Raw genomic sequence first — 21,487 nt, forward strand, 5'->3', positions numbered from 1 at the left:
GCCCCGATCGCCTACAGTCGGGGCCGGCAGCCGGCGCTGCCGGGAGCAGACCATGGCTGAGACGGATTTCGAGATCCTCGACGAGCGATTCCGCCACTGCGTGCGCACCAGCGCCCGCGTCGAGACGCTGCACCAGGGCCTGCGCTGGGCCGAGGGGCCGGTCTACGTGCCGGCCGGGCGCTACCTGCTGTGGAGCGACATCCCGAACGACCGGATGCTGCGCTGGGACGAGACCGACGGCCGCGTCAGCACCTTCCGCGCGCCGTCGAACTTCGCGAACGGCAACACGCTGGACCGCCAGGGCCGGCTCGTCACCTGCGAGCACGGCTCGCGCAGCGTGACCCGCACCGAGCACGACGGCCGCATCACGACGCTGGTCGACCGGGTGCAGGGCCGGCGGCTGAACAGCCCGAACGACCTGGTCGTGAAGTCCGACGAGTCGATCTGGTTCACCGACCCGGCCTACGGCATCGACTCCGACTACGAAGGCCACCGCGGCGACAGCGAGACCGGCGGCTGCCACGTCTACCGGCTCGACCCGCGCAGCGGCGACTGCGTGCGCGTCGCCGACGACTTCGTGCGGCCGAACGGCCTCGCGTTCTCGCCCGACGAATCGAAGCTCTACATCGTCGACAGCGGCGCCACCCACCAGCCGGGCGGGCCGCGCCACATCCGGATGTTCGACGTGACGGCGCGCGGCGGGCTGTCGGGCGGCGAGGTGTTCGCGACCTGCAGCGCCGGGCTCTTCGACGGCTTTCGCGTCGACGACGCCGGCCGGCTGTGGTGCGGCGCGGCCGACGGCGTGCACTGCCTTGCGCCCGACGGCACGCTGATCGGCAAGGTGAAGACGGCCGAGCGCGTCGCCAACGTCGTGTTCGGCGGGCCGAAGCGCAACCGGCTGTTCCTGTGCGCGACCAGCTCGCTGCTGTCGGTGCTGCTGCCGGTCAACGGCGCGAAGACGTTCTGAGCGCCATCGCGAGCGGCCTGTCCGTCCGGGCGTGCAGCCTGTCGCGCCGCGCTGGCCTTTCGTCGCGCCGGCCCTAGAGTCCTTGCCTGTTCCTTGCTTGTCCCTCTTTTTCCCCACCGCCCGACGGAGATCCGCATGCTGACCATCGCCCAGCTGTCGCACACCTATGCCAACGGCACCCGCGCCCTCGACGGCGTGACCCTCGACATCCCGCGCGGCATGTTCGGGCTGCTCGGGCCGAACGGCGCCGGCAAGTCCTCGCTGATGCGCTGCCTGGCGACGCTGCAGCAGCCGAGTGCCGGCCGCATTGCGTTCGACGGCATCGACGTGCTGGCCGAACCGGCGAAGCTGCGCGCGGTGCTGGGCTACCTTCCGCAGGACTTCGGCGTCTACCCGCGGGTGTCGGCGTACGACATGCTCGACCACCTGGCCGTGCTGAAGGGCGTGGCCGGGCGCGGCGAGCGCCGCGAGACGGTGGAATCGCTGCTGCAGCAGGTCAACCTGTGGGACGTGCGCAAGAAAGCCATCGCCGGCTTCTCGGGCGGCATGCGCCAGCGCTTCGGCATCGCGCAGGCGCTGATCGCGAACCCGCGGCTGATCATCGTCGACGAGCCGACCGCAGGCCTCGACCCGGAGGAACGCAACCGCTTCAACAACCTGCTGGCCGAGATCGGCGAGAACGTCGTCGTGATCCTGTCGACCCACATCGTCGATGACGTGACCGACCTGTGCCCACGGATGGCGATCCTGGTCGGCGGGCGCATCGTGCGCAGCGGCACGCCGCAGGCGCTGATCGCCGAGATGGTCGGCCGCGTCTGGCAGGGGGAGGTCGCGAAGGAAGAGCTGGCCGACGCGCGCAGCCGCATGGACGTGATCGCGACCCGGCTGCGCGGCGGCCGGCCGGTGGTGCACGTGCTGGCCGACGACGCGCCGGCACCGGGCTTCGCGCCGGTGGAGGCGGGGCTGGAGGACGTCTACTTCTCGACGCTGCATGCGCATCGGCGCGAGTCCGCCGTGGCGGCGACCGAGGCCGTGGCATGAGCGGCGGCATGCTCGGGCACGTCGCCCGTTTTGAAGTCCGCTACCAGCTGAAGAGCCCGGTCTTCTGGGTCGGCTGCCTGATGTTCTTCCTGCTGTCGTTCGGCTCGGTCACGGTCGACACGATCCAGATCGGCAGCCGCGGCAACGTGCACCTGAACTCGCCGTTCGCGATCCTGCAGACGCTGGCGGTCATGAGCCTGTTCGCGGTGTTCGTCGTGGTCGCGATGGTGTGCAACGTCGTGATCCGCGACGACGAGACCGGCTTCGCGCCCATCCTGCGGTCGACGCGGCTCGGCAAGGGGGCCTACCTGGTCGGCCGCTTCATCGGCGCGAACCTGGTCGCGTTGCTCGTGCTGGCGTCGATCCCGCTCGGCATCCTGGTCGGCGTCGCGATGCCGTGGGTCGACGGCGAGAAGGTCGGCGGGTTTCACCTTGCGCACTACCTGTACGCGCTGTTCGCGTTCGGGCTGCCGACGCTGCTGATCGTGTCGGCGCTGTTCTTCGCGGCCGCCACCGCGACGCGCTCGATGATGTGGACCTACGTCTGCGCGGTCGCGATGCTGGTGCTGTACTTCGTGATGCGCGGCCTGCTGCGCAACCCGCAGCACGACGCCCTCGCGGCGCTGCTCGACCCGTTCGGGCTGTCGGCGCTGAGCATCGCGACCAAGTACTGGACGGCTGCCGAGCGCAACACGCTGCTACCGGCGATGGCGGGACCGATGCTGGCGAACCGGCTGCTGTGGTCCGGCATCGCGCTGGCGGTGTTCGCGCTGGCCTGCCGGCTGTTCCGCTTCGAGCAGCGCGGCGCACCGGCCGGCAAGGCGTCGAAGGAGAAGGACGCCGCGCCCGACCGCGCCGCAGCGCCCACCGCGATCGGCGCACTGCCGGTGGCGCGCGCCGATGCGCCGACGCGCCGTGCGCAGCTGTGGCGGCTCGCACGCTTCGACATGGCCTTCGTGTTCCGCAGCCCGGCCTTCTTCGTGCTGCTGGGCATCGGGGTGCTGAACGCCGGCGGCGCGCTGTGGTTCAGCGGCGAGTGGTACGGCAGCGGCTCGTACCCGGTGACGCGCCTGATGGTGCAGACGCTGGCCGGTACCTTCAGCCTGATGCCGATCATCATCGCGATCTTCTATGCCGGCGAGTTGGTGTGGCGCGACCGCGAGCGCCGCATGCACGAGATCGTCGACGCGACCGCCGCGCCCGACTGGGCGCACCTGCTGCCGAAGATCGTCGCGATCGCGCTGGTGCTGACGGCCAGCGCGGCGGTCGCGATGCTGACCGGCATGCTGGTGCAGGCGCTGAAGGGCTACACCCGCTTCGAGCCGGCGGCCTACCTGCTGTGGTTCGTGCTGCCGATGACGGTCGGTGCGCTGCTGCTGGCGGTGCTAGCGGTGTTCGTGCAGGTGCTGGTGCCGCAGAAGTTCATCGGCTGGGGCGTGATGCTGCTGTACATCGTCGGCTCGGTCGCGCTCGCGGCGGCCGGCTTCGAGCACAACCTCTACAACTATGGCGGCACGCCGAACGTGCCGTTGTCGGACATGAACGGCCTCGGCCGCTTCTGGATCGCGCAGGCCTGGTTCCAGGTGTACTGGGGCGGCTTCGCGCTGGTGCTGGCGGTGCTGTCGCATGCGCTGTGGCGGCGCGGCGCGAATCTCGCGCTGCGCCCGCGCCTGGCGCACATGGGCCGTCACCTGCGCGGTGGCGCCGGCGTGCTGCTGGCGCTCGGCCTCGCGGTGTGGGCGGGCAGCGGCGGCTGGATCTACTACAACACCAACGTGCTGAACGCCTACGTGACGCAGCCGCAGCACGAGGCCGAGCTGGCGCAGTTCGAGCGTGACTTCCTGGCGTACGAGAAGCTGCCGCAGCCGCGCATCACCGCGGTCACGCTGGACGTGCAGTTGTATCCCCGCGAGCCGCGCGCGGTGACGACCGGCAGCTACCTGCTGCGCAACCGCAGCGGCGCGCCGATCGACACGCTGCACCTGCTGTGGCCCGAGCGCACGACGCTCGACCGCGTCGAGCTGCCCGGCGCGACGCTGCAGCGCGAGTGGGCAACGCAGCACTACCGCATCTACAAGCTCGAGCCGCCGATGCAGCCGGATGAGACGCGGGTGCTGCGCTTCGCGACGACGCTGGCCGAACGCGGCTTCCCGAACGGCCAGCCGCTGACGCGCCTGGTGGCCAACGGCAGCTTCGTGGACAACGCGGAGATCGCGCCGGCCATCGGCATGTCGCGCGACGGGCTGCTGAAAGACCGCGCGAAGCGCCGCAAGCACGGCTTGGCGCCGGACCTGCGGCCGCCGACGCTGGAAGACGAGTCGGGACGCGCCGACAACGGCTTCCGCAAGGACAGCGACTGGGTCGACGCCGACATCACGGTGACCACCGACGCCGACCAGACCCCGATCGCGCCGGGTTACACCGTCAGCGACACGACGACCGGCGGGCGGCGCACGGTGCACTTCAAGCCCGATGCGCCGATCAACCACTTCTTCTCGATCCAGTCGGCGCGCTATGCGGTGCTGCGCGACCGCTGGAAGGACGTCGACCTGGCGGTCTACCACCAGCCGGGCCACGAGTTCAACGTCGACCGGATGATGCAGGCGATGAAGCTGTCGCTCGAGATGTTCAGCGAGAAGTTCACGCCGTACCAGTTCCGGCAGGCGCGCATCCTGGAGTTCCCGTCGTATGCCGATTTCGCGCAGTCGTTCGCCAACACCATCCCGTACTCGGAGAACATCGGCTTCATCGCGCGGCTGACCGACCCGCAGAAGATCGACGTGGTGACCTACGTGACGGCGCACGAGATCGCCCACCAGTGGTGGGGCCACCAGCTGGTGCCGAGTTCGCAGCAGGGGGCCGAGCTGCTGGTCGAGAGCTTCGCGCAGTACTCGGCCCTGCTGGTGATGGAGAAGATGTACGGGCGCGACCAGATCCGCCGCTTCCTGAAGTACGAACTGGACCGCTACCTGCGCCAGCGCGGCGGCGAGGTGGTCGAGGAATTGCCGCTCGCACGGGTCGAGAACCAGGGCTACATCCACTACCAGAAGGGCTCGCTCGCGATGTACTGGCTGAAGGAGGTGGTCGGCGAGGAGGTCGTGAACCGGGCGCTGTCGAAGATGCTGAAGCAGTACGCCTTCAAGGCCGCGCCCTACCCGAACAGCCGCGACTTCCTGCGCATCCTGCGCGCCGAGGCCGGCCCGCAGCACGATGCGCTGATCACCGACCTGTTCGAGAAGATCACGCTGCTCGATCTGAAGGCGACCGCCGCGACCGCGACGAAGCGTGCCGACGGCCGCTACGACCTGGTGCTGCAGGTCGAGGCGCGCAAGCTGTATGCCGATGGCAAGGGGCAGGAGACCGAGGCGCCGCTGGACGAGCCGGTGGACATCGGCGTGTTCAGCGCCGAGCCGGGCAAGGAGGGCTTCGGCGCGGCGTCGGTGCTGCACTTCGAGCGCCTGCCGGTGCGCAGCGGCAGGCAGTCGATCGCGCTGGTGGTGGACAAGCCGCCGGCCTTTGCCGGCGTCGACCCCTACAACAAGCGCATCGACCGCATCTCGGAGGACAACCTCGCGAAGGTCGATGTGACGCCGGCCGCGAAGTAGTGCTTGACGAACCGGTAAAGAGTTTTTACGATCCGCGCCTTGCTTGAAAAAGCGCACCGAATCGACCGACCGAGGACCCATCGTGATCAGCCGCCCCCACGCCCTTCACCTGCCGCAAGCCGCCCGCGCATCGCGCGAGTGCCTGTGCATGGCGATGGGCACGGGTTATGGCAACGATCGAGGGCATCCGGGAGAAGGCAGGGCGTAGGCCCACCCTTCGACTCTGTTCGCAGAGGCCCGGATTCCGCGAAGGATCCGGGCCTCTTTGCTTTTCGGGCGACTTTTTCGAACGACTTTTCGACACACGCCACCCGCTCCACTTCGGGTGTGCCCTTGCCCTCCGCGACCGCACGAAATGGTGTTGGCGGCGCGGGATGTGCGCGGTCCGGACCCGGACCCCGTGCAGCGAGACACCACATCCGACGGGATGCTCGCGCTTGGACACAGCCGAAGTGCAGTGGACGCCGACGGAGCCGGCCCTGAACGACATACCGCGCGGCGCGATGCCCTGCGGCCAGGGCCAGGGGGTTCGATTCCCCCGCCGCGGCGTCAGGCTGTCACCCTTCGGACGTCACCCGGTCCCAGCCGAGGCCGTGCTTCGCGAGGTACTTGCGCAGCCGGTCGGCATCGTTGACGACGCTACGTTGCCGGCGCGACACGTCGAACAGCTGGCGGCCCGCCTCCGACAGGCTGCGCGAGCGGCGACAGGTCTGCACGACGGACTGCAGTTGCAGCCGGTCGAACAGGTCGAGCGACGCGGCGGCGTCGCCGAGCAGCGCGTCGAGGTCGACGCCGTCGCTCGTCGGCGCGTCGCCCGCCGGGTGCTCCCACAGCCAGCGCAGGCGCCGCAACTCGGCATCGACCAGCGCCGACGAGATGCGGCCGCCGTCGGCCAGCGTCGCCAGCCGCGTGATGCTGGCCGACAGGTCGCGGAAGTTGCCGCGCCACAGCGCCTCGGGCGATTGCGCGAAGCGCAGGTACTGCGCGCGGGCCTCGGCGTTGAAGCGCACCGCGCGGCCGTTCTCGGCCGCCGCGCGGGCCAGCAGGTGCTCGATGTTCGGCTCGATGTCTTCCGGCCGCTGCGCCAGGCCCGGCAGCACGTAGCTCCACAGGTTGATGCGGGCGTACAGGTCTTCGCGGAAGCGGCCCTCGGCCACGTCGACGCGCAGGTCGCGGTGGGTGCCGACCATCAGCTGGAAGTCGCTCGCGACCTCACGGTCGCTGCCCATCGGGTAGAAGCGCTTCTCCTCCACCGCCTTCAGCAGCATCGCCTGCTCGTCCAGGCCCAGCTCGCCGATCTCGTCCAGGAACAGCACGCCGCCGTGCGCGCTGCGCAGCAGGCCGGCGCGGTCGGCCGCCGCGCCGGTGAACGCGCCCTTGCGGTGGCCGAACAGCGTGGACGCGGCGCCGTCGCCATGCAGCGTCGCGCAGTTGACTTCGACGAATTCGCCGCTGAGCTGGTGGCGCGATTTCTTCAGTTCGAACATGCGCCGCGCGAGGTGCGACTTGCCGGCGCCGGTCGGGCCGGTCAGCAGGATCGGCGCGCGCGAGCGCACCGCCACGCGCTCGATCTCGTCAATCAGCGCATTGAAGGCGCGGTTGCGCGTCGCGATGCCGTCCTTCAGGAAGTCGACCGCATCCTGCTGCGCCTGATGGAAGCGCCGCGCCAGCACGTCGTAGCGCGACAGGTCGAGGTCGATCAGCGTCAGGCTGCCTGGGTTGTCGTGCGTCTGCTTCTTCGGCGGCGCGGTCTGCAGCAGCACGCCGGGGATGAAGCGCGACTCGACCATCAGGAACATGCAGATCTGTGCGACGTGCGTGCCGGTGGTGATGTGGGCGCGGTACTGCTCGCGTTCGGTGTCGAACGGGTAGGCGCGAACCCAGTCGTAGAGCGCGCCGTACATCTCGCCGAAGTCCCACGGGTCGGCCACGTCCATCGGGATCAGGTGCACCAGCGTCTCCGGCGAGACCGAGGCGATATCGCGCTGCACCTGCTGGGCGAGCCCCAGGTGGCGCGGCGTGTGGATCAGCTCGATGCGATGGACGACGACGTCGGGTTGCTGCACCAGCGAGACGGTGGGACGCCACTTCTCCCAGCGGCCGGCGCCTTGGCCGGCGTCGAGCTGGGTGCCGAGGAAGCCGACGACGACGGTGTGCTTCATGCGCTGTGTTTCTAGATGAATAGCGGGAATTCTAGGTTCCAGCAGCGTCCGTTCTTGGCTCTGCGGATCGTTCCAGGCCGTGATGCTGGTGGAAATCCTTGATGTGACATGCACTTGCGATGACACGCCCGATGCCGCGGATGTGCTGGCACGCTCGCTGCAATATCGAAGAACTTACGAAAGAAGAATCATGGAAACCCTGAAGAACTACGACACCGAAACCATCGACGGCGGCGTGCCCGTCAAGATGTGGACCCGCGGCGTGCCGGTCGAGGCCGAGGCGAAGAAGCAGCTCGCGAACGCGGCCCGACTGCCGGTCGTCTTCAAGCACATCGCGGCGATGCCCGACGTGCACCTGGGCATCGGCGCGACGGTCGGCTCGGTGATTCCGACGCTGCGCGCGATCATCCCGGCCGCGGTCGGTGTCGACATCGGCTGCGGGATGATGGCCTGCAAGACCACGCTGCGCGCGGAAGACCTGCCGGACAACCTGGGCCCGCTGCGTGCGGCGATCGAGCGCTCGGTGCCGCACGGCTCGACGCCGCGCCACCGCGGCCGCGACCAGGGCAGCTGGGAGAACCCGCCGGAGACCGTCGACCAGGTGTGGGCGACGCTCGTCGACGAGTTCGATGCGCTGTGCGAGCTGCACCCGCGCCTGAAGAACACCAACAACCGCAAGCACCTCGGCACGCTGGGGGGCGGCAACCACTTCATCGAGGTCTGCCTCGACGAAGCGGGCGCGGTGTGGTTCATGCTGCACTCGGGTTCGCGCGGTGTCGGCAATGCGATCGGCACCCACTTCATCGAGCTGGCGAAGAAGGATGCCGAAGCGAACCAGCGCAACCTGCCCGACCAGGACCTGGCGTACTTCGAGGAAGGCGCGCAGTACTTCGGCGATTACGTGCGCGGGGTCGGCTGGGCGCAGAAGTTCGCGGCCCGCAACCGCGAGGTGATGATGACCAACCTGATCGCCACCGTGCGCCAGGTGATCGCGAAGCCGTTCGAGACGCACGTCGAGGCGGTCAACTGCCACCACAACTACGTGCAGCAGGAGCGCCACTTCGGCGAAGAGGTGTTCGTGACCCGCAAGGGCGCGGTCAGCGCGAAGCGCGGCCAGATGGGGATCATCCCGGGCAGCATGGGCGCGCGCAGCTTCATCGTGCGCGGCCTCGGCAACCCGGAGAGCTTCGACAGCTGCAGCCACGGCGCCGGTCGCGTGATGAGCCGCACGAAGGCGAAGAAGCTGTTCAGCGTCGAGGACCACGCGAAGGCGACCGAAGGGGTCGAATGCCGCAAGGATGCCGACGTCATCGACGAGATCCCGATGGCCTACAAGGACATCGACGCGGTGATGGAAGCGCAGAAGGACCTCGTGGAGGTCGTGCACACGCTGAAGCAGGTGGTGTGCGTGAAGGGATAGGAGGAGAAGATGAACACCTGGTTGAGCCGATGGCTCGGCAGGCCGGCCGACGGCGCGGATGGCGTCGAGGCTTGGCTGGACGCGGCTGCGTCGCCGGACGGCCACGAGCGGCAGGCGGCGGTCGTGGCGCTGGCCGCGAGCGATGACCCGCGTGCGCTGCGCATGCTGCTGGTGCGGGTCAACGATTGGGTCCCGCAGGTGCGGCAGGCGGCCGCGCAGGCGGTGCTGGCGTGGCTGGACGAGCGCCGCCTCGACGGCTGGCGGCAGGCGCTGCCGGCGCTGTTGCGGTTGCGCCAGGCGCGCCGCGTCGATCACCGCGCGTTGCTGCAGGCGATCGAGGACTTCCTGTCGACGCCGGGACACCTGGCGCAGGTCGGGGTCGGTTTGGCGGCATCCGAACGAGAGGCGTCGCGCTTTCTGTTTCTGTTGAGCGCGAAGAAGTGCTGCGACGACGCATCGGGCCGTGCGTTGTTGTCGGACGGCCTGCGGTCGAATGACGTGGTGATTGCCAGCGCGGCGGTTCAACGTGCTGCAGCACTGCCGGTGGCGCCATGGCGTCTGCAGCTGCTGCTCGACGCGTGTCATGGCAAGTTCGCCGTGGTGCGTGCCGCCGGCCTGCGGGCGTTGGCGGCAGGTCCCGAGGGTGCCGAGCCGGCGCTGCTGCAGGCGCTGTGCGTCGACCGCAGTGCGAGCGTGCGAGCGCTGGCCGTGGCGGCACTGTCGCCACCGCTACTCGTCGAGGTCGACCAGCGCGCCTGGGCCGGCGTGCACGACACGTCGTTGCCGAGCGGGCGGCGCGTCGCGATGCTTCGGCTGCTGCGCGAGCGGCGGCATCCGGGGGTTCCCGCGCTGTGCCGCGAGCTGACCGGCGACGGTGCCGTCGCGGTGCGGGTCGCGGCCTACGAGGGAGGGCTGGCCGAGCCCGGTGCGGACCTGCCGATGCTGATCGAGCGCTGCGTGCTCGACGCCTCGCCGCGCGTGCAGCGACTGGCGGTGAAAGCCGTCGTTCGCGGCGCTCCGGCGCCGTCGGCTGAACGTGCGAGGCAACTGGTCTATGCGCTCGGTTCGCGGCAGGCGATGGGGATCGCGTTGCAACTGATGGACCGTGCGTCGCCGTGGGACCGCGCGTGGTTCGTGCTGACGATGCTGGCCGACCGCGCGCTGCCGGAGCCGGCATCGCGGCTGGCGACCGAGGGGCTGCGGGCGTGGCAGGTCGACATGGACCGCTGCTTCGTGACGCCGACGCGAGCGCAGCAGCACAGCGTGCAAGCCGCGTGGCACGACGCGCAGGCGTCGATCGACGGACCAATGCGAGCGGCGGTGAGATTCCGGCTCGGGTCGTTCGGGATCGCGGTCGATCGCACGACGGACAACGACAACAAGGAATGACGATGATCGAACTCGATGGTGCCGCCGGGGAGGGTGGCGGACAGATCCTGCGCAGCGCGTTGGCGCTCGCGATGTGCACCGGCCAGGGCTTGCTGCTGCACAACATCCGCGCCCGCCGGCCCAAGCCGGGCCTGATGCGACAGCACCTGGCCTGCGTGCAGGCGGCGCAGGCGGTCAGCGGCGCGCGGGTGCAGGGCGCCGAGGCCGGCTCGACGTCGCTGGTCTTCGAGCCCGGCACGGTGTGCGCCGGCGACCATGTGTTCAGCGTCGGTACCGCCGGCAGCGCGACGCTGGTGCTGCAGACCGTGTGGCCGGCGTTGATGCTGGCCGCCGGCACGAGCAGGCTGACGCTGGGCGGCGGCACCCACAACCCGATGGCGCCGCCGTTCCACTTCATCGAGCGCTGCTATGCGCCGCTGATGCACCGCCTGGGCGCGGGCAGCCGGCTGCAGCTGCGCCGGCACGGCTTCTTTCCGGCGGGCGGCGGCGAGTTCGTCGCCGAGATCCTGCCGGCCGTCGATGGCTTGCAGCCGTACGACCTGCTGGAGCGCGGGCCGTTGAACAGCGCGTACGCGGAAGCGCTGGCGGCGGCCATCCCGCGCAGCGTGGCATCGCGCGAACTTGCGATCCTGCAGCGCGAGTTCGGTTGGCCCGACGATGCCTTGCAGGTGCCGACGCTGCGCCAGAACGAGGGCCCCGGCAACGCGCTGATGGCGACGCTCGTGCACGAGCACGTCACCGAGCTGGCGATCAGCTTCGGCGAGCGCGGCCGCAGTGCCGAGCAGGTCGCGTTGTCGCTCGCCGCCGAGCTGCGGGCCTACCAGGCCGGCAGCGGCGCGCTCGGCCCGCACCTGGCGGACCAGTGGGTGCTGCCGTTGGCACTGGCGGTGTGGCGCAGCGGCCGACCGGCCCGTTTCAGCTGCACCGAACTGACCGAGCATGCGCGGACGAACTTCGCGGTGATCGAGCGGTTCCTGCCGGTGCGAATCGGGACGGGTGGATCCGACGGGAACCGGCTTGTTGGCGTGGACCTCCTGTGATGTCGGGTGCCTGCCGGCCCGCTTCGGCGGCTACCCTGCGACACGGGCCTTCGACAGGCTCAGTCCCTGCTCAGGGCGAACGGGAGGAGGGAGCGCTGCTCTTTGCGAGCAACGCGTCCGCCAGCCTCTCGATCTCGTCGCGCTGGTGCAGCCGCACCAGCCAGCGCGCGGGGATGCCGGCCTTGCCGTAGTGCGCGCCGGCCAGTTGGCCGACGATCGCGGCCGTGGTGTCGGCGTCGTCGCCGAGGTTGGCCGCGCGCAGCACCGCGGCCTCGAAGCTGTCGGTGTGCGCGAAGCACCACAGCGCGGCTTCGAGCGATGCCACGCAGTAGCCGGTGCCGGCGATCTGCGATTCGCGCTTGTGCAGGTAGTCGCGCGCCGCGATCGCCTGCACCTTCGGCATCGTCGGTGCCGCGAGCCGGCTCGACAGGATCGCGTCCTTCGGGTGGCCGTCGAGCGCATGGCACAGCAGCTCGGCGAACAACGCGCAGCATTCCACCGCCTCGGCGGTCGCGTGCGTGGTGGCCGAGCTGCGGCGGGCCAGGTCCATCGCGGCCGCCATGTCCGGATGGCCGAACAGCACCGCCGGCGCGAGCCGCATCAGCGAGCCGTTGCCGGCGCTCATCGGGTCGGTGGAGCCGGCCATCGGGTCGCGTGTCTGCAGGTAGCGCTGCAGCGCGGCCGACACGGTGACGCCGATGTCGAAGCAGCTGCCGGTCGAACTCAGGTAGCCGTGATGCCACCAGTTCACATAGCGGTTCATCTGGTCCGCGGCGTCGAAGCCGCGGCGCTCGACCAGGCTGGTCGCGAGGCACAGTGCCATCGAGGTGTCGTCGGTCCACTCGCCGGCCTTCAGCCCGAACGGGCCGCCGCCCACCATGTCGGTGATCGGCTGGAAGCTGCCGCGGCGTCGGAATTCCAGCGTGGTGCCGACCGCGTCGCCGCAGGCCAGCCCGAGCAGGCATCCGCGGAAGCGGTCGCGCAGGGCGGTTTCGTCCTTCATCGCGGCGTCAGTCCCAGGAAGTGATCGAGCATGTGGAAGTGGTCGTCGAGGAACTGGTCCTCGAGGGCGTTCAGCTCGCCGATCGGCGTCCACAGCGCGGCCGCGGCGTCGTCGCCGGCCACCACCTCGGGCAGCTCGCGGTCGCCCAGGTCGAAGTGATGGGCATGGGTGATCGTGCGGCCGCGCTGGCTGCGGTCGGGGTGGTCGAACACTGCGGTTTCGCGCAGGCACTGGCGCATGCTGGCATCGAGCAGGTGCAGCTGGGTCTCTTCGCGCAGTTCGCGCAGTGCCGACTGGTAGGTCGTCTCGCGCGCTTCGATGAAACCGCCCGGCACCGCATACAAGCCCTTGCCGGGCGCCCGGCCGCGGCGCACCAGCAGCACATGACCGGCGCATTGCACGATCGCGTCGACGGTGACGAAGACCGGCGGGTACGGCGAGCCGGCCCACGACGCGTGGTAGCCCTTCAGCATCCGCCATTCGGCGGCCAGCGCGCCGAACAGCGGCAGCCGCGACCAGGCGCGCAGGAAGCCGAGCGTCGTCGACGGCGCCTGGCCGACCAGCGCGGCGAGCGTTGCGTCGACATCGTCGGGCGCACAGGCGAAGAACGCGTCGCGCAGCGCGGTGCCGTCGGCCGCCGCGATGCGCTCGACGCCGTGCAGCCGCCAGCCCGGAAAGCCTTGCAGGTACTCGCTGGTCGCGTCCTTGAAATGCCCGACCAGCCCGATCGATCCGAGCCGCGGATCGGTCCGCTTCGCGATCAGCGCGTGCACGCCGTCGTGCACCGCCTTCAGCCAGCGCGCTTCGTCGTAGTAGTCGCGCACCGGCAGGAAGTCGATGCGGCTGCGCTCGTCCTCGGGCACCGCGAGCCGGATCATCTCGGCCCGTTCTTCCCAGCTGAACGGGTTCTTCGGCGAGCGCGCCTGGTGCGCCGAGCCGATCACGACGATGACCTGCGGCGCGATCGCCAGCGCCTGGTTCAGCAGCGCCAGGTGGCCGTTGTGGAACGGCTGGAAACGGCCGATGTAGACCGCGGTGTCGTGGTGCAGGCCAAGCACTGCCGGGGAGTGCGACGGGATGGTTCTCATGGGATGAAGGCCGCGATGGGCATCTGCCGCCCGCTGCCGAAGGCGCGGGGGCGGACGCGGATGATGGGGGGCGCCTGGCGCCGCTTGTATTCGTTGCGGGCGATCATGCGCCGCACCCGCTCGACCAGCGCGCGGCCTTCGGCGCTGCGCTGCAGTTGCGTGACGAAGGCCTCCACCGGTGCCCGTTCGCGCGGCGCGAGCCGCTCGCCTTCGATCAGCAGCTTCAGCACCTCGTCGAGCACCTCGTACGGCGGCAGGCTGTCGGTGTCCTTCTGGCCGGGCGCCAGTTCGGCCGATGGCGGCTTGTCGATGATGGCGGCGGGGATCAGCTCGCGGCCGGCGGCCTCGTTGACATGGCGCGACAGCGCGAACACCTCCGTCTTGTACAGGTCGCCGATCAGCCCCAGGCCGCCGTTGGTGTCGCCGTACAGCGTGCAGTAGCCGACCGAGATCTCCGACTTGTTGCCGGTGGTCAGCAGCAGGTGGCCGAAGCTGTTCGAGTACGCCATCAGCGCGGTGCCGCGGATGCGCGCCTGCAGGTTCTCGTGCGGCAGGCCTTGCAGCGGCTTGCCGAAGCTGCGCTCGAACTGCACGCCGTAGCCGTTCACCAGTTCGGCGATCGGGTGCGTGAACAGCTCGATGCCGAGGTTGCGGCACAGCGTGACCGAGTCGTCGACCGAGCCGGCCGACGAGTAGTGCGACGGCATCGTCACCGCGCTGACGTTGTCCGGCCCGAGCGCCTGCGCGGCCAGCGCCAGCGTCAACGCGCTGTCGATGCCGCCCGACGAGCCGACCACCGCCTGCTTGAAGCCGCAGCGCCGCGCATAGTCGGTCAGCCCGAGCACGATCTGCGCCTGGTAGAACGCCATCGTCGGCAGGCCGGCGGCCGGCACCGGCGGCGGGGCGTTGCCGTCGAGCGTCAGGAAACGGCCGTGCTCGAAGCGCAGCGTCGTCACGTCCTCGACGAAGCGGCGGGCTTCGTAGACCACGCGGCCGTCGGCCTCGGTCGCGAACGACGCGCCGTCGAACACCAGCTGGTCGTGGCCGCCGATCTGGTTGACGTAGAGGATGGGCAAGCCGTGGCGCCGGCTCGCGTCGCCGAAGATCTGGTGGCGCTGCTCGCGCTTGCCGACCTCCGACGGGCTGGCGTTGATCGAGACGACCAGGTCGGGCGCCGCATCGCGCATGCGCTCGAACGGGTTGACCGCGTAGTCGCCGGCCACGTCGTTCCAGCCATCTTCGCAGATCAGCATGCCGACCTGCGTGTCGCCGATGCGCAGCACCTTCGCGACATCGGGGCCGGGTTCGAAGTGGCGGCGCTCGTCGAAGATGTTGTAGGTCGGCAGCAGCTGCTTGGCATAGCGCAGCACGATCTCGCCGGCATGCAGCACCAGCAGCATGTTGTGCAGCCGCTTGCCGGGGCCGTCGCGGCGCAGCGGCGCGCCGACCACCCAGTGCAGGCCGCGCAACTGCCGCGAGGCCTGCAGCAGCGCGTCGAGCCCGGCGTCGACGCGCTGCAGGAAGGCGGGCTCCTCCAGCAGGTCGGCCGGGTGGTAGCCGGTCAGCCCGAGCTCGGTGAAGACGACCAGGTCGGCGCCCTGCGTGCTGGCCTGGCGGGCCGCGGCGATCATCTTCGCGACATTGCCGTCGATGTCGCCGAGGGTCGGGTTCAGCTGGGCGATTCCGATCTTCAGCATGCGGGCTCCATCACGTGGGAACGTTGAACACCTGGCGCAGGTAGGCGAGGAAGGTCTGGTCGTCGCACAGCGTCTTGCCGGGGCTGTCGGACAGCTTGGCGACCGGCTGGCCGTTGCAGCGGGTCAGCTTCATCACGATGTTCAGCGGCGTCAGGCCGACGTCGTTCGACAGGCTGGTGCCGATGCCGAAGCCGGTCTGCGTGCGGTCGGCGAAGTGGCGGTACAGCGCGAGAGCGGTCTCGATGGTCAGGCCGTCGGAGAACACCAGCCGCTTGGTGTGCGGGTCGATGCGCAGCTTCGCGTAGTGGGCCAGCGCCTTCTCGCCCCACACGACCGGGTCGCCGGAGTCGTGGCGCAGCCCGTCGAACAGCTTCGCGAAGTAGAGGTCGAAGTCGGCCAGGAAGGCGTCCATGCCGACCACGTCGGTCAGCGCGACGCCGAGGTCGCCGCGGTATTCCTGCACCCACTCCTCGAGCGCGGCCTTCTGCGAATCGCGCAGCCGCACGCCGAGCGCCTGGAAGGTCTGCAGGTACTCGTGCGCCATCGTGCCGATCGGCACCATGCCGAGCTCCTTCGCGAGCAGCACGTTGGAGCTGCCGCGGAAGTACTGCGGCACCGCGGCCTTCAGCGTCGCGACGACCTCGCGCTGCCAGGCCCCGCTGTAGCGGCGGCGCACGCCGAAGTCGAAGAACTCGAACGGATTGCGGCGCGGCGCCTCGGCGCCGAAGGCGCGCAGCGTCGCGATCTTGGCCTGCAGCCGCTCGCGGCCGACGCTGAGCGCGGACTGGGCATCGAAGCGGCGGAAGTACAGCTCGTTGACGATGGCCAGCACGAAGATCTCGAACGCCATCACGTGCACCTGCGGGCCGTTCGCAATGACTTGCAGCGTGTCGCCGTCGGTGCGCGCGCTGATGAAGACGCGCTGGAACTGGAAGATGCGCAGGAGGTCGACGAAGTCCGACTTGATGAAGCGCAACGCGCCGAGGTAGGCCAGCTCGTCTTCGGCGAAGCGCAGCGTGCACAGGTGGTCGAGCTCGCGGTTCACGTCGGCCAGCAGCTCGGCCAGCGGGTAGGCCGGCGTGTTGCGGCAGACGAAGCTGTACTCGGCCTGCGTCTGCGGGTGCCAATGCAGCATGGTCTGCCACATCGTGAACTTGTAGAGGTCGGTCTCCAGCAGGCTGTGGATGACAGGAGGCATGGTGGCTTTCAGGTCAGGCGGCGAAGAACCTCGCCGCTGGTCGCGAGTTGAACACCGCGGGCGCGCATCGCGTCTAGAAACCCTTGTTGCTGCGCCTCGAAGCCGCCGACCGGGCTGATGCAGTCGGTCAGCAGCACGACGCGTTCGAGCCGGCCGCTCGGCAGGTGGTCGACGATGTGCTCGGTGGTGGCCTTCACGCAGTGGCTGCCGGCCTCGCCGGCGATCAGAAGCAGGTCGGCGCGGTTCAGGCGCTCGATCAGGCCCTGGTTCAGCTGGGTGTCGGGGTCGCCGGGATCCGGCACCTCGGCCTGCACCGCACTGTAGTGCTCGGTCCACGGGTTCTCGCCCTTGGCGACCATCTCGACCGTGGCGAGCCGGCGTTCTTCCCAGCTGTTGCAGGCGGCACGCACGTCGGCATGGATGTTGTGGCCCCAGCTGCCGATCTCGCAGTGCACCGGCCAGACCATCAGCGTGTAGCGGCCGCGGGCTTCGAGTTCGTCGAGGTAGGCAAGGGTGCGCGGCAGCGAGGCGGCGTCGCGCGGGCGGAACGCGCCGTCGCGCACCTGCCGGGCGGTGATCGGCGTGAACGGCCCCACCGCGCTGCCGTCGCGCTGCTGCCAGAAGGTCGGATGGGCGATGTCGACGCGGTGGTGCGAATCGAGCGTCACGGTGATGCCGGCGATCGCATCGCCGGCCTGGCGGATGAAGCCGGCCAGGCGCTGCATGTCGGCATGGGCGCCGGCCACCGGCAGCGCGGGCGCCACCGGCCGGCCGGTCAGCGGATCGGTCGCGCGCCACGCGTCGGGCAGGTCGCAGAAGTCGTTCTGCGGGTCGATGATCAGGAGCTGGGTTCGCAGGGTCATCGCAGGCTTTCGTCTTGAACGTGACGGTACTCTAGCGGAGTTAGATCAACATTGCAACTAAGTAGCGACCGGCCGGGCGATGGCCCTAACATCGGACCATGGCCCCCGACTCGTACCCGCCCGTCATCTGCACCGTCGACGTGGTGCTGCTGACGCTGCGCGATGATGCCTTGCACGTGGTGCTGCACAAGCGCGACCGCGAGCCGTTCCGCGGGGCGCTCGCGCTGCCGGGCGGCTATGTGCACCAGCAGGAGGACCAGGGGGCCGAGGATGCCGCGGTGCGCGTGCTGCGCGACAAGGCCGGCATCGCGAGCCCGTACCTGGAGCAGCTGGCCACCTTGTCCGGGCCGGGGCGGGATCCGCGCGGCTGGTCGGTGTCGATCGCGTACTACGCGCTGGTGCCGCTCCAGCTGGTGCCGGTCGATGCGCCGCACCTGCGCGTGCTGCCGGCCGACCGGCTCCCGACGCTGCCGTTCGACCACGGGCGCATCGTCGAGCTGGCGGTGTCGCGGGTGCGGGTGAAGAGCCACTACTCGTCGCTGCCGGTGCACCTGTGCGGCGAGCGCTTCACGCTGCCGCAGTTGCAGGCGGTGTACGAGGCGGTGCTCGGCGAACCGGTCAACAAGGTGAGCTTTCGCCGCAAGATGGACGAGCTCGCGATGCTGGAGCCGATCGACGGCGAGCTGGAGCTGGGCCGGGCCAACCGGCCGGCCCAGCTGTACCGCGTGCGCCGGGAATTCCGGCGCACGCTGTCGCTCAGCGAGCGCGGCCTGGGGACTTAGGCCGCGAGCAGTTCCGCCTGCAGCGGTGCGGGCACTTCGGCGTAGTGGCTGAACTGCATCGAATACTGCGCCCGCCCCGACGAGAGCGCACGCAGGCTGCCGATGTAGCCGAACATCTCCTTCAGCGGCACGTGCGCCTCCAGCGCCGTCGCGTTGCCGCGCGGGTGCTGGGCGCGCACATGGCCGCGCCGGCGGTGCAGGTCGCCGATGCTGTCGCCGAGGTAGTCGGCCGGCGTGACGACTTCCACCGCCATCACCGGTTCGAGCACCACCGGCGCCGCCCGCGCGACGCCATCGCGGAAGGCCGCGACCGCCGCGAGCTCGAACGCCAGCACCGACGAGTCGCGCTCGTGGAAGCTGCCGTCGAGCAGCGTCACTTCCAGGTCGACCACCGGATAGCCGGCCAGCACGCCGGTCTCGGCCGCGCGCTTCACGCCGGACTCGACGCCCGGGATGAACTCGCGCGGGATCGCGCCGCCCGTCACCTGGTCGACGAAGCGCAGGCCCTCGCCGCGCGCCAGCGGCGCGATCCGCAGCGTCACGCCGGCGAACTGCCCGGGGCCGCCGCTCTGCTTCTTGTGCACATGGCTGACGTCGACCGTGCGCGTGATCGTCTCCCGGTAGGCCACCTGCGGGCGCCCCACCGTCACCTCGACACGATGGCGCGTGCGCAGCTTCTCCAGCGTCACCTCGAGCTGCAGCTCGCCCATGCCGGACAGGATGGTCTGGCCGGATTCGGCGTCCTGGCGGATGCGCAGGCTCGGGTCTTCCTTCGCGAGCGCGGCGAGTGCCTTGCCGAGCTGCTGCTGGTCGACCTGCGTGCGCGGCTCCACCGCGATGTGGATCACCGGTTCAGGGATGGAGATGCTCTCCAGCACGACCGGATGGCGCTTGTCGGCGAGCGTGTGGCCGGTGGTCGTGTCCTTCAGGCCCACGAGCGCACCGATGTCTCCCGCCTCGAGGGCCGGGACTTCCACATGCTTGTCGGCATGCACTTCATACAGCCGCGCGACGCGTTCGGTGCGGCCGGTGCTGGCGTTGAGCACGCTGTCGCCGGGCCGCAGGCGGCCGCGGTACACGCGCACGAAGACCATCGCGCCGTGGTCGTCGGAGACGACCTTGAACGCGAGCGCCGCGAGCGGACCGTCGGCATCCGACTCGGGTTGCCCGTCGGTCGCGACGTCGCCGGGTGCCGGCAGGTAGTCGACGACGGCGTCCAGCAGCGGCTCGACGCCGCGGTTGCGGAACGCCGAGCCGGCCAGCACCGGCACGAAGGCGCCCGCCAGCGTGCCGGCACGCAGCCCGGCGCGCAGCTGCTCGACCGACGGCTCCTCGCCTTGCAGCCAGGCCTGCAGCAGCGCGTCGTCGCGCTCGACCACGGCTTCGACGAGGCGGGCGCGCGCGATCGTCGCCTGCGCCTGCAGGTCGTCGGGGATCGCTTCGACGAGCGGGGGCTGGCTCGCATCGGCAGCCGGCCAGACCAGCGCGCGCCGGCCGAGCAGGTCCACGACGCCGCGGAACGAATCCTCGGTGCCGATCGGCAGTTGCAGCGGCAGCGCGGTGACGCCCAGGCGCGACTCCATCATCTGCACGACGCGGGCGAAATCGGCACCGACGCGGTCGAGCTTGTTGATGAAGGCGAGGCGGGGCACGCGGTACTTGTCGGCCAGGCGCCAATTGGTCTCGGTCTGCGGCTCGACGCCGGCGACGCCGTCGAACACGACGACCGCGCCGTCGAGCACGCGCAGCGAGCGGTTCACCTCGATGTTGAAATCGATGTGTCCGGGCGTGTCGATGATGTTGATCTGCGCACCGTTCCAGAACACGGTGGTGGCCGCGCTGTTGATGGTGATGCCGCGCGCCCGCTCCTGCGGGTCGTAGTCCATCACGGTGTTGCCGTCGTTCACATCGCCGATGCGGTGGTTCGCGCCGGTGTAGAACAGGATGCGTTCGGTGGTGGTGGTTTTCCCGGCGTCGACGTGGGCGATGACACCGATGTTGCGGAGGAGTCTGGCGTTGCGGTTCATGACGAATCTTTCAAACTGGGGCGGTTCTTGCCAGCCCCGGTGAAGATTCGCCGTGGGCTAGCCCGTAACTTGCATGGATGCGGTGTCGACGGACGCGCCAAAGGACGAGCGCAAGCTCCCCGTGCTTTGGCGGTCTTGAATCGTGGCGATCAACTTGTCGTAGGTGCGCATGGCAGTCACGTGCAGAACTGAAAAGCAGAAACCCCGGGGGCGATGCCGACCGGGGTTTCTGGGACCGGAAGGCACTTGGCCTTCCGGTGGTGGGGAAGACCTTGAACTACACGACAGAGAGCAACACGTCGCCACGCGACGGTGCTGCTTGCGAAATGGCTTCAAGATTCTTCAACATGGACGCGATTGTCCTGCCGTTGCAGAGCACCTGCTGCCGGTGGGGCTTCCGCTTTGGTGTGGAATGAGTTCATGACTTCCACGAAGATTCTTCTCGCCGGTGCGACGGGTGTCGTCGGCCGCCGGCTCGTCCCGCTGCTGGTCGGCGGTGGCTACAACGTGTTCGGCATGACGCGCAGCCAGGCGAAGGCGGCGGCCATCATGGCGGCGGGTGCCGAGCCGATCGTGCTCGACGTGTTCGATGCGGCGGCGGTGCGCGCGACGGCACTGCGCCTGAAGCCCGACGTGATCGTGCACCAGCTGACCGACCTTGCGCTGCTGGGCGATCCGGCGACGCGCGACGAGGCGCTGGCCCGCAACGCGCGGTTGCGCGTCGAGGGCACGCGCCACCTGGTCGATGCGGCGCTGGCCTGCGGCACGAAGCGGATGGTGGCGCAGAGCATCGCGTGGGTGTATGCCGCGGGGCGCGAGCCGCATGCGGAAAGCGACCCGCTGGACCTGAAGGCCGAAGGGGCGCGGGCACACACGGTCCACGCGGTGGCGACGCTGGAGCAGTTGGTGACGCAATCGCCGGGGCTCGACGGCATCGTGCTGCGCTATGGCCAGTTCTACGGGCCGGGGACCGGTGTCGAGACGGCGGCCGGCAAGCCGACGGCATTGCATGTCGACGCGGCGGCTTATGCGGCGTTGCTGGCGGTCGACCGGGGGGCGCCGGGCATCTACAACGTTGCGGAGCCGAGCTGGCAGATCACCGGCGACAAGGTGCGGCGTGAACTCGGATGGGATGCGGCGTTTCGCCTGCGGAGCTAGCAAAGGCGCGGGTGGGGACCGTGGCGCGTCCGTCCGCGCAACAGCAG

General features: G+C 69.8%; 15 protein-coding genes. 8 read left to right on the forward strand and 7 right to left on the reverse strand.

What is annotated here, in order from left to right:
- Positions 1 to 52 precede the first annotated feature (52 nt).
- The 3 genes from FHT26_RS11150 (at position 53) to FHT26_RS11160 (ending at position 5,613) form a co-directional block, all read left to right on the forward strand.
- Positions 53 to 967 carry an SMP-30/gluconolactonase/LRE family protein gene (locus tag FHT26_RS11150; protein ID WP_168560212.1) on the forward strand — a complete coding sequence of 305 codons (915 nt, stop codon included), beginning with the start codon at positions 53 to 55 and terminating at the stop codon, positions 965 to 967.
- A gap of 135 nt (positions 968 to 1,102) precedes the next feature.
- Positions 1,103 to 2,008, forward strand: a complete 906-nt coding sequence (locus FHT26_RS11155; protein ID WP_168560213.1) for an ABC transporter ATP-binding protein — start codon at positions 1,103 to 1,105, stop codon at positions 2,006 to 2,008.
- The gene (locus FHT26_RS11160) at positions 2,005 to 5,613 is read left to right on the forward strand and encodes an ABC transporter permease/M1 family aminopeptidase (protein ID WP_210427340.1); all 3,609 of its coding nucleotides are present in this window, start codon (positions 2,005 to 2,007) and stop codon (positions 5,611 to 5,613) included. The genes FHT26_RS11155 and FHT26_RS11160 overlap by 4 nt, the downstream gene beginning before the upstream one ends.
- 557 nt (positions 5,614 to 6,170) lie before the next feature.
- On the opposite strand, the gene rtcR is transcribed toward FHT26_RS11160, so the two are convergent.
- Positions 6,171 to 7,775 (reverse strand): RNA repair transcriptional activator RtcR, encoded by a 1,605-nt coding sequence (gene rtcR, locus FHT26_RS11165; RefSeq protein WP_168560214.1) that lies wholly within the window; start codon positions 7,773 to 7,775, stop codon positions 6,171 to 6,173.
- 190 nt (positions 7,776 to 7,965) lie between these two features.
- Between rtcR and FHT26_RS11170 the strand changes: the two genes are divergently transcribed.
- From FHT26_RS11170 to rtcA, 3 genes are read left to right on the forward strand one after another with little or no spacing between them, the layout of a single operon-like run.
- Complete coding sequence (locus tag FHT26_RS11170; RefSeq protein ID WP_168560215.1) at positions 7,966 to 9,195, forward strand: RtcB family protein; 1,230 nt, start codon at positions 7,966 to 7,968, stop codon at positions 9,193 to 9,195.
- 9 nt (positions 9,196 to 9,204) lie between these two features.
- Complete coding sequence (locus FHT26_RS11175; protein WP_168560216.1) at positions 9,205 to 10,584, forward strand: hypothetical protein; 1,380 nt, start codon at positions 9,205 to 9,207, stop codon at positions 10,582 to 10,584.
- 2 nt (positions 10,585 to 10,586) lie between these two features.
- Entirely contained in the window at positions 10,587 to 11,624 is a 1,038-nt protein-coding gene (rtcA, locus tag FHT26_RS11180; RefSeq protein WP_210427341.1) for an RNA 3'-terminal phosphate cyclase, read from the forward strand.
- Positions 11,625 to 11,694: 70 nt separating this feature from the next.
- Here rtcA and FHT26_RS11185 read toward each other — a convergent pair whose 3' ends face one another.
- Genes FHT26_RS11185 through FHT26_RS11205 form a run of 5 tightly spaced genes read right to left on the reverse strand, consistent with a single transcriptional unit; the run spans position 11,695 to position 17,473 of the window.
- Positions 11,695 to 12,627: an ADP-ribosylglycohydrolase family protein gene (locus FHT26_RS11185; RefSeq protein ID WP_168560218.1), complete on the reverse strand. Its 933-nt coding sequence runs from the start codon at positions 12,625 to 12,627 to the stop codon at positions 11,695 to 11,697.
- On the reverse strand, positions 12,624 to 13,715 hold the full coding sequence (locus FHT26_RS11190) for a bifunctional nicotinamide-nucleotide adenylyltransferase/Nudix hydroxylase (RefSeq protein ID WP_168560219.1): 1,092 nt from the start codon (positions 13,713 to 13,715) through the stop codon (positions 12,624 to 12,626). Before FHT26_RS11190 ends, FHT26_RS11185 begins: the two co-directional genes overlap by 4 nt.
- On the reverse strand, positions 13,712 to 15,412 hold the full coding sequence (locus tag FHT26_RS11195) for an NAD+ synthase (protein ID WP_168560220.1): 1,701 nt from the start codon (positions 15,410 to 15,412) through the stop codon (positions 13,712 to 13,714). The genes FHT26_RS11190 and FHT26_RS11195 overlap by 4 nt, the downstream gene beginning before the upstream one ends.
- A 10-nt stretch (positions 15,413 to 15,422) precedes the next feature.
- On the reverse strand, positions 15,423 to 16,610 hold the full coding sequence (gene pncB, locus FHT26_RS11200) for a nicotinate phosphoribosyltransferase (RefSeq protein ID WP_168560221.1): 1,188 nt from the start codon (positions 16,608 to 16,610) through the stop codon (positions 15,423 to 15,425).
- Positions 16,611 to 16,618: 8 nt separating this feature from the next.
- Positions 16,619 to 17,473 (reverse strand): cysteine hydrolase family protein, encoded by an 855-nt coding sequence (locus FHT26_RS11205; protein ID WP_168560222.1) that lies wholly within the window; start codon positions 17,471 to 17,473, stop codon positions 16,619 to 16,621.
- Positions 17,474 to 17,571: 98 nt separating this feature from the next.
- Here FHT26_RS11205 and FHT26_RS11210 point away from each other — a divergent pair, with 98 nt between their 5' ends.
- Positions 17,572 to 18,255 carry an NUDIX hydrolase gene (locus tag FHT26_RS11210; RefSeq protein WP_168560223.1) on the forward strand — a complete coding sequence of 228 codons (684 nt, stop codon included), beginning with the start codon at positions 17,572 to 17,574 and terminating at the stop codon, positions 18,253 to 18,255.
- On the opposite strand, the gene fusA is transcribed toward FHT26_RS11210, so the two are convergent.
- The gene (gene fusA, locus FHT26_RS11215) at positions 18,252 to 20,282 is read right to left on the reverse strand and encodes an elongation factor G (RefSeq protein ID WP_168560224.1); all 2,031 of its coding nucleotides are present in this window, start codon (positions 20,280 to 20,282) and stop codon (positions 18,252 to 18,254) included. The two genes, FHT26_RS11210 and fusA, sit on opposite strands and share 4 nt — an antisense overlap.
- Before the next feature lie 420 nt (positions 20,283 to 20,702).
- Between fusA and FHT26_RS11220 the strand changes: the two genes are divergently transcribed.
- On the forward strand, positions 20,703 to 21,440 hold the full coding sequence (locus FHT26_RS11220; RefSeq protein ID WP_168560225.1) for an NAD-dependent epimerase/dehydratase family protein: 738 nt from the start codon (positions 20,703 to 20,705) through the stop codon (positions 21,438 to 21,440).
- The last annotated feature ends 47 nt before the right edge of the window (positions 21,441 to 21,487 follow it).

This window comes from Rhizobacter sp. SG703 (assembly GCF_012275445.1).
Classification (GTDB): Bacteria; Pseudomonadota; Gammaproteobacteria; order Burkholderiales; family Burkholderiaceae_C; genus Rhizobacter.

Excerpts from the sequence above, each read along its gene's own strand:
- FHT26_RS11150 (WP_168560212.1), top strand. The coding sequence starts at position 53 with ATGGCTGAGACGGATTTCGAGATCCTCGACGAGCGATTCCGCCACTGC.
- FHT26_RS11155 (WP_168560213.1), top strand. The coding sequence starts at position 1,103 with ATGCTGACCATCGCCCAGCTGTCGCACACCTATGCCAACGGCACCCGC.
- FHT26_RS11160 (WP_210427340.1), top strand. The coding sequence starts at position 2,005 with ATGAGCGGCGGCATGCTCGGGCACGTCGCCCGTTTTGAAGTCCGCTAC.
- rtcR (WP_168560214.1), bottom strand. The coding sequence starts at position 7,775 with ATGAAGCACACCGTCGTCGTCGGCTTCCTCGGCACCCAGCTCGACGCC.
- FHT26_RS11170 (WP_168560215.1), top strand. The coding sequence starts at position 7,966 with ATGGAAACCCTGAAGAACTACGACACCGAAACCATCGACGGCGGCGTG.
- FHT26_RS11175 (WP_168560216.1), top strand. The coding sequence starts at position 9,205 with ATGAACACCTGGTTGAGCCGATGGCTCGGCAGGCCGGCCGACGGCGCG.
- rtcA (WP_210427341.1), top strand. The coding sequence starts at position 10,587 with ATGATCGAACTCGATGGTGCCGCCGGGGAGGGTGGCGGACAGATCCTG.
- FHT26_RS11185 (WP_168560218.1), bottom strand. The coding sequence starts at position 12,627 with ATGAAGGACGAAACCGCCCTGCGCGACCGCTTCCGCGGATGCCTGCTC.
- FHT26_RS11190 (WP_168560219.1), bottom strand. The coding sequence starts at position 13,715 with ATGAGAACCATCCCGTCGCACTCCCCGGCAGTGCTTGGCCTGCACCAC.
- FHT26_RS11195 (WP_168560220.1), bottom strand. The coding sequence starts at position 15,412 with ATGCTGAAGATCGGAATCGCCCAGCTGAACCCGACCCTCGGCGACATC.
- pncB (WP_168560221.1), bottom strand. The coding sequence starts at position 16,610 with ATGCCTCCTGTCATCCACAGCCTGCTGGAGACCGACCTCTACAAGTTC.
- FHT26_RS11205 (WP_168560222.1), bottom strand. The coding sequence starts at position 17,473 with ATGACCCTGCGAACCCAGCTCCTGATCATCGACCCGCAGAACGACTTC.
- FHT26_RS11210 (WP_168560223.1), top strand. The coding sequence starts at position 17,572 with ATGGCCCCCGACTCGTACCCGCCCGTCATCTGCACCGTCGACGTGGTG.
- fusA (WP_168560224.1), bottom strand. The coding sequence starts at position 20,282 with ATGAACCGCAACGCCAGACTCCTCCGCAACATCGGTGTCATCGCCCAC.
- FHT26_RS11220 (WP_168560225.1), top strand. The coding sequence starts at position 20,703 with ATGACTTCCACGAAGATTCTTCTCGCCGGTGCGACGGGTGTCGTCGGC.